The sequence below is a fragment of the Pseudomonas sp. SWRI50 genome (assembly GCF_014269095.1).
Taxonomy (GTDB): Bacteria; Pseudomonadota; Gammaproteobacteria; order Pseudomonadales; family Pseudomonadaceae; genus Aquipseudomonas; species Aquipseudomonas kermanshahensis.
In genome coordinates this window covers 50,708-66,477 of record NZ_JABWRW010000004.1, presented here as the reverse complement: position 1 = coordinate 66,477, position 15,770 = coordinate 50,708, and the positions used below count along the sequence as shown (strand labels likewise).

15 protein-coding genes are annotated in these 15,770 nt (G+C 62.5%); 12 read left to right on the top strand and 3 right to left on the bottom strand.

From position 1 onward, the window contains the following. The first annotated feature begins 102 nt into the window (after positions 1 to 102). Together tctD and tctE are read left to right on the top strand one after the other, a co-directional pair. Positions 103 to 774 (top strand): two-component system response regulator TctD, encoded by a 672-nt coding sequence (gene tctD / locus HU750_RS05815; protein ID WP_027594137.1) that lies wholly within the window; start codon positions 103 to 105, stop codon positions 772 to 774. Next, complete coding sequence (tctE, locus tag HU750_RS05810; protein ID WP_027594138.1) at positions 767 to 2,146, top strand: two-component system sensor histidine kinase TctE; 1,380 nt, start codon at positions 767 to 769, stop codon at positions 2,144 to 2,146. Before tctD ends, tctE begins: the two co-directional genes overlap by 8 nt. Positions 2,147 to 2,312: 166 nt before the next feature. Here the strand turns inward: tctE and HU750_RS05805 are convergent, their stop codons facing one another. Both HU750_RS05805 and ygfZ read right to left on the bottom strand, forming a co-directional pair. After that, positions 2,313 to 3,119: an HDOD domain-containing protein gene (locus HU750_RS05805; protein ID WP_027594139.1), complete on the bottom strand. Its 807-nt coding sequence runs from the start codon at positions 3,117 to 3,119 to the stop codon at positions 2,313 to 2,315. A gap of 55 nt (positions 3,120 to 3,174) precedes the next feature. Beyond that, positions 3,175 to 4,116: a CAF17-like 4Fe-4S cluster assembly/insertion protein YgfZ gene (gene ygfZ / locus HU750_RS05800; protein ID WP_186677583.1), complete on the bottom strand. Its 942-nt coding sequence runs from the start codon at positions 4,114 to 4,116 to the stop codon at positions 3,175 to 3,177. Positions 4,117 to 4,249: 133 nt separating this feature from the next. Here ygfZ and HU750_RS05795 point away from each other — a divergent pair, with 133 nt between their 5' ends. Together HU750_RS05795 and HU750_RS05790 are read left to right on the top strand one after the other, a co-directional pair. Next, complete coding sequence (locus tag HU750_RS05795; RefSeq protein ID WP_027594141.1) at positions 4,250 to 4,504, top strand: FAD assembly factor SdhE; 255 nt, start codon at positions 4,250 to 4,252, stop codon at positions 4,502 to 4,504. After that, positions 4,488 to 4,952 carry a protein YgfX gene (locus HU750_RS05790; protein ID WP_186677581.1) on the top strand — a complete coding sequence of 155 codons (465 nt, stop codon included), beginning with the start codon at positions 4,488 to 4,490 and terminating at the stop codon, positions 4,950 to 4,952. The genes HU750_RS05795 and HU750_RS05790 overlap by 17 nt, the downstream gene beginning before the upstream one ends. A 296-nt stretch (positions 4,953 to 5,248) precedes the next feature. Here HU750_RS05790 and nadB read toward each other — a convergent pair whose 3' ends face one another. Next, entirely contained in the window at positions 5,249 to 6,853 is a 1,605-nt protein-coding gene (gene nadB / locus HU750_RS05785; protein ID WP_099430295.1) for an L-aspartate oxidase, read from the bottom strand. Between the two features lie 433 nt (positions 6,854 to 7,286). Between nadB and rpoE the strand changes: the two genes are divergently transcribed. The 8 genes from rpoE (at position 7,287) to era (ending at position 15,761) form a co-directional block, all read left to right on the top strand. Beyond that, a complete protein-coding gene (rpoE, locus tag HU750_RS05780) occupies positions 7,287 to 7,868 on the top strand; it encodes an RNA polymerase sigma factor RpoE/AlgU (RefSeq protein ID WP_003252049.1) in 582 nt (193 codons plus the stop codon). Positions 7,869 to 7,899: 31 nt separating this feature from the next. Continuing rightward, positions 7,900 to 8,493, top strand: coding sequence for a sigma-E factor negative regulatory protein (locus HU750_RS05775; protein WP_027594143.1), 594 nt, complete (start codon positions 7,900 to 7,902; stop codon positions 8,491 to 8,493). 8 nt (positions 8,494 to 8,501) lie between these two features. Continuing rightward, positions 8,502 to 9,467 carry a MucB/RseB family sigma factor regulatory protein gene (locus HU750_RS05770; protein WP_186677578.1) on the top strand — a complete coding sequence of 322 codons (966 nt, stop codon included), beginning with the start codon at positions 8,502 to 8,504 and terminating at the stop codon, positions 9,465 to 9,467. A gap of 209 nt (positions 9,468 to 9,676) precedes the next feature. Beyond that, positions 9,677 to 11,083 carry a DegQ family serine endoprotease gene (locus HU750_RS05765; RefSeq protein ID WP_371097684.1) on the top strand — a complete coding sequence of 469 codons (1,407 nt, stop codon included), beginning with the start codon at positions 9,677 to 9,679 and terminating at the stop codon, positions 11,081 to 11,083. A 272-nt stretch (positions 11,084 to 11,355) separates the two neighbouring features. Continuing rightward, entirely contained in the window at positions 11,356 to 13,155 is a 1,800-nt protein-coding gene (gene lepA / locus HU750_RS05760) for a translation elongation factor 4 (protein ID WP_024717450.1), read from the top strand. Positions 13,156 to 13,160: 5 nt separating this feature from the next. Continuing rightward, positions 13,161 to 14,015 carry a signal peptidase I gene (lepB, locus tag HU750_RS05755; RefSeq protein ID WP_027594147.1) on the top strand — a complete coding sequence of 285 codons (855 nt, stop codon included), beginning with the start codon at positions 13,161 to 13,163 and terminating at the stop codon, positions 14,013 to 14,015. Between the two features lie 161 nt (positions 14,016 to 14,176). After that, positions 14,177 to 14,866: a ribonuclease III gene (rnc, locus tag HU750_RS05750; RefSeq protein WP_027594148.1), complete on the top strand. Its 690-nt coding sequence runs from the start codon at positions 14,177 to 14,179 to the stop codon at positions 14,864 to 14,866. After that, positions 14,859 to 15,761, top strand: coding sequence for a GTPase Era (gene era / locus HU750_RS05745; RefSeq protein ID WP_186677565.1), 903 nt, complete (start codon positions 14,859 to 14,861; stop codon positions 15,759 to 15,761). Before rnc ends, era begins: the two co-directional genes overlap by 8 nt. The last annotated feature ends 9 nt before the right edge of the window (positions 15,762 to 15,770 follow it).

The following is a 15,770-nucleotide window of genomic DNA, read 5'->3' as shown; positions in this document are numbered from 1 at the left end:
TCGCTAACCTTTCAGCGTGAAAGGTTTGTCAGAAGGGGCTTCACAGGCCGGTCGACAGCGGTACACTCCGCGCCACCGCCCCACCCGAGCAGGGAGAATCCGATGCGTGTGCTGCTGGTCGAAGACCACCTGCAACTGGCCGAAAGCGTGGCCCAGGCCTTGAAAAGTCACGGCCTGACCGTGGATGTACTGCATGACGGCGTGGCTGCCGACCTGGCCCTGGCCAGTGAGGAATATGCCGTTGCCGTGCTCGATGTCGGCTTGCCGCGCATGGATGGCTTCGAAGTGCTGGCGCGTTTGCGTGGCCGCGGCAAGACCCTGCCGGTGCTGATGCTGACCGCGCGCAGTGACGTCAAGGACCGGGTCCACGGGCTGAACCTGGGGGCTGACGATTACCTGGCCAAGCCGTTCGAACTGACTGAGCTGGAAGCCCGGGTCAAGGCCTTGCTGCGCCGCAGCGTGCTGGGTGGCGAACGCCAGCAGCGTTGCGGGCCGTTGGTGTACGACCTGGATACCCGGCGCTTCAGCCTGGGCGAGGACAACCTGACCCTGACCTCGCGTGAACAGAGCGTGCTTGAAGCGCTGATCGCCCGCCCAGGCCGGGTGATGAGCAAGGAGCAACTGGCCGCCCAGGTGTTTGGCCTGGACGAAGAAGCCAGCCCCGACGCCATCGAAATCTACATCCACCGCCTGCGCAAAAAGCTCGACGGCCACCCGGTGGCGATTGTCACCTTCCGTGGCCTGGGGTATCTGCTCGAGCATCGCGATGCGTGACAACGGTAGCTTGCGCGGGCGGCTGTTGGGCAACCTGGCACTGTTGCTGGTGGTGCTGATGCTGGCCAGCGGCCTGAGCGCCTATTGGAACGGCCGCGAAGCCGCCGACACGGCCTACGACCGGACCTTGCTGGCCTCGGCACGGACCATCGCCGCGGGCTTGTCGCAACGCGACGGCTCGTTGAGTGCGGACGTGCCCTATGTGGCCCTGGATACCTTCGCCTACGACAGTGCCGGGCGTATCTACTACCAGGTGCTGGACATCAAGCAGCGCTTGATTTCGGGCTACGAGAACCTGCCAGCGCCGCCGCCTGGCACGCCGCGCACCGACGACTACCCGGCGCTGGCGCGGTTCTACAATGCGACGTACCTCGGCCAGGACGTGCGCGTGGTCAGCCTGCTCAAGCCGGTCAGCGAGCCGAACATGAACGGCATGGCGGAAATTCGCGTGGCCGAGACCGAAGAAGCGCGGGTGCGCATGGCGCGCGGGCTGATGGCCGATACCCTGCTGCGCCTTGGGATGCTGGCACTGGGCGCCTTGGTGATGGTGTGGTTTGCGGTCAGTGCCGCGCTACGCCCGCTGGAGCGCTTGCGCACCGCCGTGGAAGAGCGCCAACCCGATGACCTGCGGGCTTTGCCGGTGGTGCAGGTGCAGCGCGAACTGGGCCCACTGGTGCGGGCCTTGAACCACTTTACCGAGCGCTTGCGCGGGCAGTTCGAGCGCCAAGCCCAGTTCATCGCAGACGCCGCCCACGAGTTGCGCACGCCCTTGGCGGCGCTCAAGGCGCGGGTCGAGTTGGGCTTGCGTTCATCCGAGCCGCAGGAGTGGCGGCAGACGTTGGAATCAGCTGCCCAAGGCACGGACCGCTTGACCCACCTGGCCAACCAGCTGTTGTCATTGGCACGGGTCGAGAATGGCGCCCGGGCAATCGCCGAAGGTGGCGCGCAGCGCCTGGACCTCAGCCAGTTGGCCCGCGAACTGGGCATGGCCATGGCGCCCTTGGCGCATAACCGTGGCGTGGCATTGGCCCTGGAGGCCGAGGCGCCCGTGTGGCTCAAGGGTGAGCCGACCTTGCTCAACGAGCTGCTGAGCAACCTGGTGGATAACGCCTTGGCGCATACCCCGGCCGGTGGCAACGTGATCCTGCGGGTGCTGGCGCCGGCGGTGCTGGAGGTCGAGGATGACGGCCCGGGTATTCCCGAGGATGAGCGCGAACGGGTGTTCGAGCGCTTCTACCGCCGCAGTGCCCAAGGCAGTGGGCTGGGGTTGGCGATTGTCGGCGAGATCTGCCGCGCGCACCTGGCGCAGATCAGTCTGCACGATGGCGAGAAGGGCGGCTTGCGGGTGCGGGTGAGCTTCATCGCTGACTAGGGTTTTACTGTCCATTGGCCCGCCGGCACCGTAGGAGCAGCCTTGTGCTGCGAAAGGGCCAGTGACTGCAGCGAAGATTTGCTGTGCTGTTACCGGCCTCTTCGCAGCACAAGGCTGCTCCTACCTGAATCGCGCAGGAGGGTAGGTGTAGCGGGCTTTCGGCGGCCTAGCGCAACAGGCTCCGCGCCTCGAGCAGCTCTTCGACTTCCAGTTCGGTGCCGAACGGCAGCCCCAGGTGCCGATACGCCGGCAGTGCCGCCAGTGGCCGGCTACGCCCACGTTGGCTGATGCAGCGGGCGATCTGCACGACGTCGATATAGTCGACCTTGTCAGTCTGCCGGTCGAGGTCCTGAACCTGGCTCGGCAGGTTGACCAATTGCTCGGGAAACTCCCACGCCTTGAGAATCTTGTCACCCAGCACGGGCTGTATCTGCTCGATCACGTAGTGCAGGCAGACCGGGTCGGACAGCAGCTCGTTGTGTTCTTCGGCGTAAATCAGCACCGGCAGGGCACCGATCTGGTTGACCAGCCCACCGAGGGTCGCCTGGTCGGGTTTGAGGTGGGTGAAGCGGCGGCAGATTTCGTAGCTGATGCCTGCCACTTCCAGGCTGTTGACCCAGATATCGCGCAGCTTTTGCTCAACAGCCGGCGAGCGGGCATGAAAGATCTGTTCGATCACCAGGCCGATGGCCAGGTTGCAGCTGTAGTTGATGCCCAGGCGAGTGATTGCGGTATGCAGGTCGGTGACCTCGACCGCAGCGCGCAACAGTGGGCTGTTGACGACTTTGATCAGGCGCGCCGAGAGGGCCGCGTCGCGACCGATCACCTTGCTCAGGGCCGACACGCTGATCTCGCTATCCTCGGCGGCCTCGCGGATGCTCAAGGCAACCTCGGGCAGGGTCGGCAGGACCAGGTCATCCTTTTCGATGGCATCGAGCAACTGTGCTTGAACCATCTCGGCCAGCTTGTTCATGGACTTCTCTACCGCAGTGGTGGTGCGGCCCCGTCACGCGGACGGGGCAGGCTGGTCAGCGCTGGATTTCCCGGTCGCGGTCCAGTTCGTAGGGCAGGCTCAGCACGTGCAGGCGTGGCCCTTCCAGGCTGCCCAGGTGCAGGTTGTCGTCGGCCACCGCATCGGCGCTGATTACCGCGAGCAACTCGCAACCGGTACCCGTATTGGCCGCCATCACCACTTCACCGACCGACGAGCCATGGGTGGGTGAGAAGATCTCGGCACCTGGCGCGGGGATGTCCTGCTGATCGAGCGCCAGGCGATACTGACGGCGCTTTAGCTTGCCCAGGTACTGCATGCGGGCAACGATTTCCTGGCCGGTGTAGCAGCCCTTCTTGAAGCTGACGCCGTCCACGGCCTGCAGGTTGATCATCTGCGGGATGAACAGCTCGCGGGTAGGGCCCATGACTTGGCCAATACCTGCGCGGATCTGGCCCAACAGCCAGTCGTTGAGGCTGCCCTCAGGCAGGCTGGCGGCGAGTGCCGCGCCTACGTGGGCGGCCTGCTCGGCAGGTACCCACAGCTCGACGCGGCCTGCGGACACGGCGATGGCGATCAGGCCCTCATGGCGCACGGTGGCGCCCGCTTCGACCGGCGGCGTCAAGCCCAAGGCTTGCAGAGCCGCCTCGCCACCCTGCAGGCCAAAGCGCGCCCAGGCGGCGCTCTCGTCGCTTAAGGTGGCCTTGGAGAACACGGCGTACTTCTTGAGGTCGGCCAATTGGGCATCGAGCAGCTCACTGGCCATGGCCAGCAGGTAACCGTTGCCTTCGGGCACGATACGGAAACTCGACTGCATGCGCCCTTTGACCATGCAGCGGGCACCGAGGCTGGCATGTTCCTGACTGAGGTAGTTGATGTTGCAGGTCAGCTGGCCCTGCAGGAACTTGCCTGCGTCGGAGCCGCGGACGGCGAGGATGCCCTCGTGGGACAGGGGGCTGAAGAAAGCGGAATCGGCCATGGGTCATCGCGGTGGCTAAAGACTGGCGGCCATCATAGAACGCCAGTAACAAAATAGGTAGGTGACTAGACCAACGCCCTGTGCCGCTTCGCTCGCCTGGCTGTATACTGGCGGGCCATTCGAGGAGGGCCCCATGGTCGAACAAACTGAACTCAACCGGCTTTTCTGGCACAGCCGCCGCGGCATGCTGGAACTGGACGTACTGTTGGTGCCTTTCACCCAGGAAGTCTACGCCACCCTCAACGAAGCCGACCGCGAACTCTATGTACGCCTGTTGAGCTGCGAAGATCAGGACATGTTCGGCTGGTTCATGGAGCGTACCGAGTCTGAAGACCCGGAGCTGCAGCGCATGGTCCGCATCATCCTGGACCGTGTCCAGCCCAAGTGAGTTTTTCGAAAGCCGTTGGCAAGGCTCGCGCCTGCTGCTGACGGCATACTTGAGTTGCCAGGTGCTGGCGCTGTTCGCCGTATGGGTGAGCGCGTTGCCCTGGTGGCTGTCCCTGGCGGCCACTGCCGCGTCTGTCGCCCACGCCTGCTGGGCCATCCCCCGACGAATTTTGCTCACGCATCCGCATGCGGTTACCGGGCTGCGCCGAGACCTGCTTGGTTGGCGGGTGTTCACCTGCGCCCAGGGTTGGCAGCCGGTGCGTTTGTGCCGGGACAGCGTTGCGTTGCCGGGGATGGTGGTGTTGCGGTTTGTGCGGGAAGGGCGTTGGCTGGGGGAGGGGCAGTGCGTTCCCTGGGATGCCCTCGGGGCTGATGAGCATCGGCGGTTGCGGGTAAGGCTGAAGTTCAGCCGGCGCAGGTGGGCTGAGGTGGGAGCGATTCAGGGCTGAAAGGTTTTCACCGTGGCAGGTTCAGTGCCTGTGAGATCGAGCGCCGCCCGCGCGGCGCTTCGCAGCACAAGGCTGCTCCCACATCTGTTTCGGGCCAATTATTCCTGAGGCATTGGCGCGCGGCCCCTTGGCGCCTGACACGATATCGAGTCGAACAAACAAGGCGGTCGCGCGCCTCCCTCACAGGCTTTACTGGCCCGAAACAGATGTAGGAGCAGCCTTGTGCTGCGAAGCGCCGCGCGGGCGGCGCTCGATCTCACAGGCGCTGCAACTTTCAGACCAGACCGCTGCAGCTTTCAGACCGGGCTGAGGATGGTGTCTTTAGCCTCGTCCAGCATCCCCGGATAATCCAGCGTGTAATGCAACCCGCGGCTTTCCTTGCGCTGCATCGCCGAACGAATCATCAGCTCCGCCACTTGCGCCAGGTTGCGCAGCTCGATCAGGTCGCGGCTGACCTTGTAGTTGCTGTAGAACTCGTCGATTTCGTCGAGCAGCAGGCGGATGCGGTGTTCGGCGCGCTGCAGGCGCTTGCTGGTGCGCACGATGCCGACATAGTCCCACATGAAGCGCCGCAGCTCGTCCCAGTTGTGCGCGATGATCACATCCTCGTCCGAGTCCGTTACCTGGCTGGCATCCCAGCCGGGCAGGGCTTTGGGCATGTCGACCTGTTCCAGGTGCGCCTGGATGTCGGCGGCAGCGGCGCGGCCATAGACGAAACATTCGAGCAGCGAATTGCTGGCCATGCGGTTGGCGCCATGCAGGCCGGTAAAGCTGGTCTCACCGATGGCATACAGCCCAGGCACATCGGTATGCCCGCGGTCGTCCACCACCACGCCGCCGCAGGTGTAGTGGGCTGCGGGTACTACCGGGATCGGCTGGCGGGTGATGTCGATGCCGAAGGCCAGGCAGCGTTCGTAAACGGTGGGGAAGTGGCCCTTGATGAAATCGGCCGGCTTGTGGGTGATGTCCAGGTACACGCAGTCCACGCCCAGGCGTTTCATCTCGTGGTCGATGGCGCGGGCCACGATGTCGCGTGGGGCCAGTTCTTCGCGGGGGTCGAAGCGCGGCATGAAGCGCTCGCCGTTGGGCAGGCGCAACAGGGCGCCTTCACCGCGCAGTGCCTCGGTGATCAGGAAACTCTTGGCTTGGGGGTGGTACAGGCAGGTCGGGTGAAACTGGTTGAACTCAAGGTTGGCCACCCGGCAGCCCGCGCGCCAGGCCATGGCGATGCCGTCGCCGCAGGCACCGTCCGGGTTACTGGTATACAGGTAGACCTTGGCTGCGCCTCCGGTGGCGAGCACGGTGAAGCGCGCCCCGTAGGTGTCTACTTCGCCCGTATTGCGGTTTAGCACATAGGCACCCAGGCAGCGCTCGCCGGGCAGGCCCAGGCGGCGCTCGGTGATCAGGTCGACTGCCACGCGCTGCTCCAGCAGCTGGATGTTCGGGCGTAGGCGGGCCTGGGCCAGCAAGGTGGTGAAGATCGCGGCGCCTGTGGCATCGGCGGCGTGGATGATGCGCCGGTGGCTGTGGCCACCTTCGCGGGTCAGGTGGAACTCGAAGCCCCCATCGTCGACGCCGTGCTGCTCATCCCGGGTAAAGGGCACGCCTTGCTCGATCAACCACTGGATGGCTTCGCGGCTGTGCTCGACGGTGAAGCGCACGGCATCTTCATGGCACAGGCCGCCGCCGGCATTGAGGGTGTCCTCGACATGCGACTGTACGGTGTCGGTGTCGTCCAGCACGGCGGCAACACCGCCCTGGGCCCAATAGGTCGAGCCATTGGCCAGGTCGCCTTTGCTGAGCACGGCGATACGCAGGTGGCTGGGGAGGTTCAGTGCCAGGCTGAGACCGGCGGCGCCGCTGCCGATCACCAGGACATCATGTTGGAATTGTTGGCTCATGTCGGGACACTAGTAATCTACGGAAGGGGCACGGCACAATAGTCACGCGCCGATGGCATTGTGAAACTATCGTTAAACCAGGCCGGGTTGCCTTTATAGCAGCCCCGGGTGGCCAATTTCCATGCCACTTGCCAGGAAGCAGCGACCTTGTGGGAACTTTCCGACAGCTACGGAAATCCTATGAAGGCTGCCCGCACGCCACAAATGTCGCGGCGACGCACGGCGGCAGCTCTATTCGGGCTGACACCTGCGTATTCGAAACCTGATTATTGACGTTGCCGGCCGTGACCGCGCCGCGTCTTCCGTGCGAGCCGACCAAGGGCTGCAGGAAACTTGCTTGGAGGGGAGAACTTTTGCGCAAAGCCCGAGTCTATGTTTGCAAGCCTGAACGATGGCTGTTGCAACGCTCCTTCGAGTCTACCGAGGAGTGTTCATGCTAACCCAGGAAGAGGATCAGCAGCTTGTCGAGCGCGTGCAGCGCGGTGACAGGCGAGCGTTCGATCTGTTGGTGCTGAAGTATCAGCACAAGATTCTCGGGTTGATCGTGCGGTTCGTTCACGATACCCACGAGGCCCAGGATGTAGCACAGGAAGCCTTTATCAAGGCCTACCGTGCGCTTGGCAATTTTCGCGGAGACAGTGCGTTTTATACCTGGCTGTACCGCATCGCCATCAACACGGCGAAGAACTACTTGGTGTCCCGTGGAAGACGGCCACCAGACAGTGATGTGAGCTCCGAGGATGCGGAGTTTTACGACGGCGATCATGGTCTCAAGGATCTCGAGTCCCCAGAGCGCTCGTTGTTGCGGGATGAAATCGAAGGCACGGTCCATCGCACCATCCAGCAACTGCCCGAAGACCTGCGCACGGCATTGACCCTGCGCGAGTTCGACGGATTGAGTTACGAAGACATTGCCAGTGTCATGCAATGTCCGGTGGGTACCGTGCGCTCTCGAATCTTCCGCGCTCGGGAGGCCATAGATAAAGCCCTGCAGCCGTTGTTGCAGGAAACCTGAGACAGCGGCTACAGCCAAGAGAGGAACCGCCATGAGTCGTGAAGCGTTGCAGGAATCGCTGTCCGCGGTAATGGATAACGAAGCGGACGAACTGGAATTACGTCGGGTACTGAGTGCCGTCGACGATGCCGAAACCCGTGCCACCTGGTCGCGTTACCAGGTCGCTCGCGCAGCGATGCACAAGGAACTGCTGCTGCCCAACCTCGATATCGCCTCGGCGGTGTCGGCAGCGTTGGCCGACGAAGCGGTACCGGCCAAGGTCAATAAAGGCCCATGGCGCAGCGTCGCTCGCCTGGCAGTCGCTGCCTCGGTGACGGTTGCCGTGCTGGCGGGTGTGCGCATGTACAACCAAGATGAAATCACCGGTGCAGAGCTTGCTTCCCAGCAACCGCAGCAGGGGCTGAGCGTGCCACAAACTCAAGGCCCGGCGGTATTGGCAGGCTATAGTGAAAGCAGTGAGCAACCGACCGGGCCGATGGCCAACGGTGTGCTGCAGAACCAAGCCGGCTGGGATCAGCGTCTGCCAGGCTACCTGCGCCAGCACGCCCAGGAATCTGCGCTCAAGGGCAGCGAAACCGCGTTGCCGTATGCCCGCGCCGCCAGCCTGGATAACCCCGCTAAGTAAGGAGGATCATGCGCGCGCTACCTCTCCTGTCGCTGCTGATAGGCAGCTGCATGACGGTGCCAGCGTTGGCGGCCAATTCTTCGCCCGAGGCGAATGAGTGGCTGAACAAGCTGGCACAGGCCGAGCAAAAGCAAAGCTACCAAGGCTCTTTCGTCTACGAGCGTAACGGCAGCTTTTCTTCCCACGATATCTGGCACAGGGTTGAGGACGGCAAGGTCAGCGAGCGGCTACTGCAGCTCGATGGCACTGCCCAGGAAATCGTGCGCGTGGATGGCAAGGTTGCATGCGTCAGTGGTGCCTTGGTCAACGGCGTTACGACGCCGCCCGATGCGGCGCCGCGTGCGCTGGATCCCCTCAAATTGATGGGCTGGTACGATCTGGGTGTGGCGGGCAAGTCACGTGTCGCCGGGCGCGACGCGGTGATCGTCACCCTCACACCGCGCGACCAGCACCGTTATGCGTTCGAATTGCACCTTGACCGCCGCACCGGCTTGCCGCTGCGCTCGTTGATGCTCAACGACAAGGGGCAATTGCTTGAGCGCTTCCAGATGACCCGCCTCGATACCGATGACCTGCCTACCGCGGATGACTTGCGCCCCAGTGCCGCTTGCAAACCGGTGGAACGTGGCACCAGCACCGGCCAGGAAACCGTCGCCGGATGGCGCTCAGACTGGCTGCCGCCGGGTTTTGAGCTGGTCAACAGCTCGGTGCGCCGCGACCCGGCCCGCAACAGCACAGTTAGCAGCCTGATGTATGACGATGGTCTGGCGCGCGTTTCGGTATTCCTCGAGCCGGTCAACGACAACTCAGGCACCGATACACGCGTGCAACTCGGGCCAACCGTGGCGGTATCGCGCCGTCTGAACACGCCGAAGGGCAAGGTTCTGGTCACTGTGATAGGTGAAATACCCCTGGGTACTGCAGAGCGCATTGCGCTGTCGATGCGGCCTCAGGATGCCCAGGCGCGGCAATGATGGCGTGCGCTTTTCAGGTGGTTTCCGGCGTGAGAGACATGCTCCTGAAATGAAATTAAAGCATTGTCATTTGCAATCTTTCCGTAAATTTTCTATAGGTCAGGCTTCTTGGAGCCTGGCCTTTCCTGCTTGTGCAGGGGCCTTACGCTAACCACGCTCGTTGTGACGGGAGCCGTATGTCTATACCACGCTTGAAATCCTACCTATCGATGTTCGCCGCCGTGCTCATGCTCGGCCAGGTGCTCACCGCCCAGGCCGAGGAAGCCCTGCCGGACTTCACCACGCTGGTCGAGCAAGCCTCGCCGGCCGTGGTCAACATCAGTACCAAGCAGAAGCTGCCGGACCGCCGCATCGCCGCTGGGCAGATGCCGGACCTCGAAGGCCTGCCGCCGATGTTCCGCGAATTCTTCGAGCGCAACATGCCGCAACAGCCCCGCTCGCCGCGCGGTGATCGTCAGCGTGAAGCCCAGTCGCTGGGTTCGGGTTTCATCATTTCCAGCGATGGCTACGTACTGACCAACAACCATGTGGTGGCCGACGCCGACGAGATCATCGTTCGCCTGTCGGACCGCAGCGAGCTGCAAGCCAAGCTGGTCGGCACCGACCCGCGCACCGACGTCGCGCTGCTCAAGGTCGAAGGCAAGAACCTGCCGACCGTCAAGCTGGGCGACTCCGAGAAGCTCAAAGTGGGTGAGTGGGTGCTGGCCATCGGTTCGCCGTTCGGCTTCGACCATTCGGTGACCAAAGGTATCGTCAGTGCCAAGGGCCGTACCCTGCCTAACGACACCTACGTGCCGTTCATCCAGACTGACGTTGCCATCAACCCGGGCAACTCCGGCGGCCCGCTGTTCAACATGCAGGGCGAGGTCGTGGGTATCAACTCGCAGATCTTCACCCGCTCGGGCGGCTTCATGGGCCTGTCGTTCGCCATCCCGATCGATGTGGCGATCGATGTATCCAACCAGCTGAAAAAAGACGGCAAGGTCAGCCGTGGCTGGCTGGGCGTGGTGATTCAGGAGGTCAACAAGGACCTGGCTGAGTCCTTTGGCCTGGACAAACCGGCCGGTGCCCTGGTGGCCCAGGTGCTGGAAGATGGCCCAGCCGCCAAAGGTGGCCTGCAGGTGGGTGACGTGATCCTGAGCATGAACGGCCAGCCGATCGTCATGTCGGCCGACTTGCCGCACCTGGTCGGCAGCCTCAAGGACGGCGACAAGGCCAAGCTCGAGATCATCCGCAACGGCAAGCGCCAGAACCTGGACGTGAGCGTCGGTGCGCTGCCGGACGATGACGCTGACATTGGCACCGGGACCGGTGCAGATGGCAGTGCCGAGCGCAGTAGCAACCGTCTGGGCGTTTCGGTCGCTGACCTCAGCGCCGAGCAGAAAAAAGCCCTCGAACTCAAGGGTGGCGTGGTCATCAAGGAAGTCCAGGATGGCCCGGCCGCATTGATCGGCCTGCGCCCAGGTGATGTCATCAGCCACCTGAATAACCAGGCCATTGGCTCGGCGAAGGAATTCACCGAGATCGCCAAGGACCTGCCGAAAAACCGCTCGGTGTCCATGCGCGTACTGCGCCAGGGGCGTGCGAGCTTCATTACCTTCAAACTGGCTGAATAAGCGGGTCTTCAGGTAGGAAAAGGGGCAGCGTTGGCTGCCCTTTTTCGTGGAATCTACGGAGAAATGGGCTGGTCCGATCGCCGGCAAGCCGGCTCCCACAGGTGGGGTGGAGCTTTCAGGTACGGCGCTGCGGCGTTACGAAGCGGCTTGCCAGCGACACTGTCGGCACAGACAGCCGATCAGGAATCTCCCATATCCCTGCTGCTTGAGGTACAATTCCCGGCTATTTTTCGGCGGGCGTCCCGGCTCGCAGCCTTTTCGAGTGTTGACCCGTGAGTGATTTGAGTCATATCCGCAATTTCTCCATCATCGCCCACATCGACCATGGCAAGTCGACGCTGGCCGACCGTTTCATCCAGATGTGCGGTGGCCTGTCTGCGCGCGAAATGGAAGCCCAGGTCCTCGACTCCATGGACCTGGAGCGCGAACGCGGGATCACCATCAAGGCCCACAGCGTCACGCTTCATTACAAGGCGCAAGACGGCAAGACCTACCAGCTGAACTTCATCGACACCCCCGGCCACGTCGACTTCACCTATGAAGTCTCGCGCTCGCTGGCCGCCTGTGAAGGCGCACTGTTGGTGGTGGACGCCGGTCAAGGCGTCGAAGCCCAGTCCGTGGCCAACTGCTACACCGCCATCGAGCAAGGCCTCGAGGTCATGCCGGTGTTGAACAAGATGGACCTGCCCCAGGCTGACCCGGACCGCGTCAAGGACGAGATCGAGAAGATCATCGGCATCGACGCTACCGACGCCGTGGCGTGCAGTGCCAAGAGCGGCATGGGTGTCGACGAGGTGCTCGAGCGCCTGGTGCACACCATCCCCGCGCCGGAAGGCGAGATCGACGCGCCGCTGCAGGCGCTGATCATCGACTCCTGGTTCGACAACTACCTGGGCGTTGTCTCGCTGGTGCGCGTGCGCCAGGGTCGCGTCAAGAAAGGCGACAAGATCCTGGTCAAGTCCACCGGCAAGGTGCACCTGGTCGACAGCGTCGGCGTCTTCACCCCGAAACACACCCAGACCGCCGACCTCAAGGCCGGTGAAGTGGGCTTCATCATTGCCAGCATCAAAGACATTCACGGTGCACCGGTCGGTGACACCCTGACCCTGTCCTCGACCCCGGAAGTCGAAGTGCTGGCGGGCTTCAAGAAGATCCAGCCACAGGTCTACGCCGGCCTGTTCCCGGTCAGCTCGGACGATTTCGAGGACTTCCGCGACGCGCTGCAGAAGCTGACGCTCAACGACTCCTCGCTCCAGTACATGCCGGAAAGCTCCGACGCTCTGGGCTTCGGTTTCCGTTGCGGCTTCTTGGGCATGCTGCACATGGAGATCATCCAGGAGCGCCTGGAGCGTGAGTACGACCTGGACTTGATCACCACTGCGCCTAGCGTGATCTACGAGCTCGAACTGAAAACCGGCGAAACCATCATCGTCGACAACCCGTCGAAGCTGCCGGATGTTTCGTCCGTCACCGACTTCCGCGAGCCGATCGTCACCGCGACCATCCTGGTGCCGCAGGAGCACCTGGGTAACGTCATCACCCTGTGCATCGAGAAACGTGGCGTTCAGCGCGACATGCAGTTCCTCGGCAGCCAGGTTCAGGTGCGTTACGACATGCCGATGAACGAGGTGGTACTGGACTTCTTCGACCGCCTCAAGTCGACCAGTCGCGGTTACGCGTCGCTGGACTATCATTTCGATCGCTACCAGTCGGCCAACCTGGTCAAACTGGATGTACTGATCAACGGCGACAAGGTCGATGCCCTGGCGTTGATCGTGCACCGCGACAACGCGGCCTATAAAGGCCGTGCGTTGACCGAGAAGATGAAGGAACTGATCCCTCGGCAGATGTTCGATGTGGCGATCCAGGCAGCCATCGGCGGCCAGATCATCGCGCGGACAACCGTCAAGGCGCTCAGAAAGAACGTACTGGCCAAGTGCTACGGTGGTGACGTCAGCCGTAAGAAAAAACTGCTGGAGAAGCAGAAGGCCGGTAAGAAACGCATGAAGCAAGTGGGCAACGTGGAGATTCCACAAGAGGCCTTCCTTGCTGTGCTCAGGTTGGATAGCTAGGTCCTATGTCGCTAAATTTCCCGCTGTTGCTAGTCATCGCCGTAGCTGTCTGCGGCCTGTTGGGCTTGATCGACCTGCTGTTCCTGGCCCCGCGCCGGCGAGCGGCAATCGCCAACTATCAGGGGCGCGTCAATCCGCCCGAGATGGCGGTGGTCGAGCGCCTGAACAAGGAGCCGCTGCTGGTCGAATACGGCAAGTCGTTCTTCCCGGTGCTGTTCATCGTGCTGGTACTGCGCTCGTTTTTGGTCGAGCCGTTCCAGATCCCTTCGGGGTCGATGAAACCGACCCTGGAAGTGGGCGACTTCATCCTGGTGAACAAGTTCTCCTATGGCATTCGCCTGCCGGTGATCGACAAGAAGGTCATCGAGGTGGGTGACCCGCAACGCGGCGATGTGATGGTGTTCCGCTATCCGAGCGACCCGAACGTCAACTACATCAAGCGTGTCGTTGGCCTGCCGGGCGACCAGATCCGCTACACCAACGACAAGCGGCTGTACGTCAATGGCCAACCCATTGCCGAACAACTGGTGGGCACCGAACCGGGCACCTTGGGCAGCGCCGAGCTGTACAAAGAGAAGCTGGGCGAGGCCGAACACCTGATCCGCAAGGAAATGAGCCGTTACCGCATGCCGCCGGACCAGCAATGGACCGTACCGGCTGGCCATTACTTCATGATGGGCGACAACCGCGACAACTCCAACGATAGCCGTTACTGGGATGACCCGAACATTCCCAAGGAACTGCACGGCATGGTTCCGGACCGGAACATTGTCGGCAAGGCCTTCGCGGTCTGGATGAGCTGGCCAGAGCCCAAGCTCAGCCATATGCCCAACCTGTCGCGGGTCGGCCTGATCCATTGATACCCTTCGGCGCTGTCCAGCAGACAGCGCCGAATGCATTTCTGACATAGGCTGTGTTCTCAGGGATCGAGAGTTTCGCCGCGTACAGCGGCGGACCACAGCCAAACAGTCTTTCAGGATGTTGATTTGAACAACGCGTTGAACAACGAACGGGTGGCCGCATGAGTGCTTCCCTCGCCGCACTGGAGCGAAAGCTCGGTTACACCTTCAAGAACCAGGACCAGATGCTTCTGGCCCTGACCCATCGCAGCTACGCCGGGCGCAATAACGAACGCCTGGAGTTTCTGGGCGACGCCATTCTCAACTTCGTGGCCGGCGAGGCGCTGTTCGAGCGCTTCCCGCAGGCCCGTGAAGGCCAGTTGTCGCGCTTGCGTGCGCGCCTGGTCAAGGGTGAGACCCTGGCCCGCCTGGCGCGAGGCTTTGATCTGGGCGAGTACCTGCGCCTGGGTTCGGGGGAGCTGAAAAGCGGCGGTTTCCGCCGCGAATCGATCCTGGCCGATGCCCTGGAGGCGCTGATTGGCGCCATCTACCTGGACGCGGACATGCAGACCGCCCGGGAGCGTATCCTGGCCTGGCTGGCCGATGAATTCGAAAGCCTGACCCTGGTCGATACCAACAAGGACCCCAAGACCCGCCTGCAAGAGTTCTTGCAGTCGCGCAGCTGTGAGCTGCCGCGCTACGAGGTGGTGGATATCCAGGGCGAACCGCACTGCCGTACCTTCTTCGTCGAATGCGAAGTGGTGCTGCTGAACAACAAGAGCCGTGGTCAGGGTGTGAGCCGGCGTATCGCTGAGCAAGTCGCCGCTGCGGCTGCATTGATCGCCCTGGGCGTGGAGAATGGCAATGATTGATAACAACCCGACTCGCTGCGGCTACGTGGCCATTGTCGGCCGCCCCAACGTGGGCAAGTCGACCTTGCTCAACCACATCCTCGGGCAGAAGCTGGCGATCACCTCGCGCAAGCCGCAGACCACCCGCCACAACATGCTCGGCATCAAGACCGAGGGTGATGTGCAGGCGATCTACGTCGACACGCCGGGTATGCACAAGGCCAACGACAAGGCCCTGAACCGTTACATGAACCGTAACGCTTCGGCCGCCCTGAAAGACGTCGACGTGGTGATCTTCGTGGTTGACCGTACCCGCTGGACCGACGAGGACCAGTTGGTGCTCGAGCGCGTCCAGTACGTCAGCGGCCCGGTCATCCTGGCGGTCAACAAGACCGACCGCCTGGAAGAAAAAGCCGATTTGATTCCACACCTGCAATGGCTGCAGGAGCAACTGCCGAACGCGGAAGTGGTACCGATCTCCGCGCAACAGGGGCATAACCTCGAAGCGCTGGAAGGCCTGATCGCCAAGCACCTGCCGGAGAACGAGCACTTCTTCCCGGAAGACCAGATCACCGACCGCAGCAGCCGTTTCCTGGCCGCTGAACTGGTGCGCGAGAAGATCATGCGCCAGTTGGGTGCGGAGCTGCCGTACCAGATCACCGTAGAGATCGAAGAGTTCAAGCAGCAAGGGCACGTGTTGCACATCCATGCGCTGATCCTGGTCGAACGCGATGGCCAGAAGAAGATCATCATCGGTGACAAGGGCGAGCGTATCAAACGCATTGGCTCCGACGCGCGCAAGGACATGGAAGTGCTGTTCGACGCCAAGGTCATGCTCAACCTCTGGGTCAAGGTCAAAGGCGGTTGGTCCGACGATGAGCGCGCCCTGCGCTCGCTGGGCTACGGCGACCTGTAACCCCTGCTG